Annotated in this window: 3 protein-coding genes; all 3 read right to left on the reverse strand. The window is 71.4% G+C overall.

What is annotated here, in order from left to right:
• Positions 1-651: ABC transporter ATP-binding protein (locus ACWDBB_RS36125; RefSeq protein ID WP_449793640.1), on the reverse strand; the 651-nt coding region annotated here is incomplete at its 3' end.
• Positions 652-808: 157 nt separating this feature from the next.
• A complete protein-coding gene (locus ACWDBB_RS36130; RefSeq protein ID WP_449793641.1) occupies positions 809-1,933 on the reverse strand; it encodes an ABC transporter ATP-binding protein in 1,125 nt (374 codons plus the stop codon).
• Positions 1,917-2,279 (reverse strand): oligopeptide/dipeptide ABC transporter ATP-binding protein (locus ACWDBB_RS36135; protein ID WP_449793642.1); only part of this gene is annotated, 363 nt, incomplete at its 5' end. The genes ACWDBB_RS36130 and ACWDBB_RS36135, both read right to left, overlap by 17 nt.

A 2,279-nucleotide genomic window follows, 5' to 3' on the forward strand; every position in this document is an offset into this window, starting at 1 on the left:
CAGCTCCGCCAGCAGGTCCATCACCTGCGCCTGCACCGTCACGTCCAGGGCCGTGGTGGGCTCGTCCGCGATGATCAGGTCCGGCTCCAGGGCCAACGCCATCGCGATCATGATCCGCTGCCGCATGCCGCCGGAGAACTGGTGCGGGAAGTCCCCGACGCGCTGCTTCGCGGCCGGGATGCGGACCCGCTCCATCAGCTCGACGGCCTTCTCCCGGGCCTCCCTGCGGGAGACGCCCCGGTGCGAGCGGAACATCTCGCCCAGCTGGTAGCCCACGCTGAGCACCGGGTTCAGCGCGGACAGCGCGTCCTGGAAGATCATCGCGATGCGCCGGCCCCGGATGGACCGTCGGGCATCGCCGCCCATGGTCAGCAGGTCCTCGCCGCGGAACAGGATCCGTCCCGAGGCGATCCGCCCCGGCGGCATGTCCAGGATGCCCATGATCGCCTGCGCCGTCACCGACTTGCCCGAACCGGACTCCCCCAGCACCGCCAGCGTCTCCCCCGCCGCGACGGAGTAGCTCACCCCGTTGACGGCCTTGGCGACGCCGTCCCGGGTGTGGAACTCCACGTGCAGGTCGTCGACCTCCAGCAGCGGCGTCCCGGGCTCCAGACTCCCCCGACCGCCGCCGATCACCTCCACCGCGTCCATCAGCGCAGCCCTCCTCGGCGTCCCCGCGTCCACCGCCGGGCGCAGAGCAACTATCAAGGAACGGGCCGCACTTGGCGAGCCCGCGGCAGATCTCTTTTCCGTCACGGGAAAGGGCGCGCCCCCACCGGCGGGGACGCGCCCTGGCATCGGACCCGGGTCAGCCGGAGCCCTGCCCGTCCGCCCCCGCCTCCGCCTGCCCGGCCCCCCGCTCCGCCGCGAAGTGGCACGCCGAGTCGTGCCGCGCCGCCCCGTCCAGCCAGGACGGCGCGGCCAGCGGCGGCTCCTCGACCTCGCACCGCTGCTGCGCCTTCCAGCAGCGGGTCCGGAACCGGCAGCCGGACGGCGGGTTGGCCGGCGAGGGCACGTCGCCGGTGAGCACGATCCGGTCGCGCGTCTCCCGCGCCCTCGGGTCCGGCACCGGTACCGCCGAGAGCAGCGCCTGGGTGTACGGGTGCGTCGCGTGGTCGTAGATCTCCGCGTCGCTGCCGATCTCGACCACCTTCCCGAGGTACATCACCCCGACCCGGTCGGAGATGTGCCGGACGATGGAGAGGTCGTGCGCGATGAACATGTACGACAGGTTGAACTCGCCCTGCAGCTGCTCCAGCAGGTTGATCACCTGCGCCTGCACCGAGACGTCCAGCGCCGAGACCGGCTCGTCGCAGATGATGATCTCCGGCTTGAGCGCCAACCCCCGGGCGATGCCGATGCGTTGGCGCTGGCCGCCGGAGAACTGGTGCGGATAGCGGTTGATGTACTCGGGGTTGAGCCCGACCACGTCCAGCAGGTCCTGGACGGCCTTACGGCGGTCGCCCCTGGGCGCCACCTCGGGGTGGATCTCGAACGGCTCGCCGATGATGTCGCCGACCGTCATGCGCGGGTTGAGCGAGGTGTACGGGTCCTGGAACACCATCTGGATGTTCCGCCGGACGGCCCTCAGCCCCGCCCCGGACAGCCGGGAGATCTCCTCCCCCTTGTAGCGGACCGATCCCGAGGTGGCCGGCTCCAGGTTCATCAGCACCTTGGCCAGCGTGGACTTCCCGCAGCCGGACTCGCCGACGACCCCGAGCGTCTCGCCCTGCATCAGGTCGAAGCTGACCCCGTCGACCGCCTTCACCGCGCCGACCTGTTTCCTGAACAGGACGCCCTGGGTGAGCGGGAAGTGCTTGACCAGGTCCCGGACTTCGAGGATCGGCTCGCCGCGCGGCACCTCCTGCGCGAAGACGACCCCCTCCGGCAGCGCCGCGCCCAGTGCGCCGGCCCCGTCAGCGGTCGTGGTCATGGAGGGTCTCCTTCCAGAAGAAGCAGGCGCTGCCGCGCCCCTCCAGCGGTGTCCCGTCCTCCTCGGTGACCGGGAACAGCTCCGGCACCTCGACCCGGCAGACGTCCCGGGCGCGCGGGCACCGCGGGTTGAAGGCACAGCCCTTGGGGATGCGCAGCAGGTTGGGCGGCAGACCCTTGATGGCGTAGAGCTCCTGGCCCTTCTGGTCCAGCCGGGGGATCGAGTCCAGCAGTCCCCTGGTGTACGGGTGCGCGGGCCGCGCGTACAGCTCGTGCACCGGGGCGGTCTCCACGATCCGCCCCGCGTACATCACGGCGATCTTGTCCGCGACGTCCGCGACCACACC

This window comes from Kitasatospora sp. NPDC001095 (assembly GCF_053598615.1).

Coding starts and splice junctions, on each gene's coding strand:
- ACWDBB_RS36130 (WP_449793641.1), bottom strand. CDS start 1,933: ATGACCACGACCGCTGACGGGGCCGGCGCACTGGGCGCGGCGCTGCCG.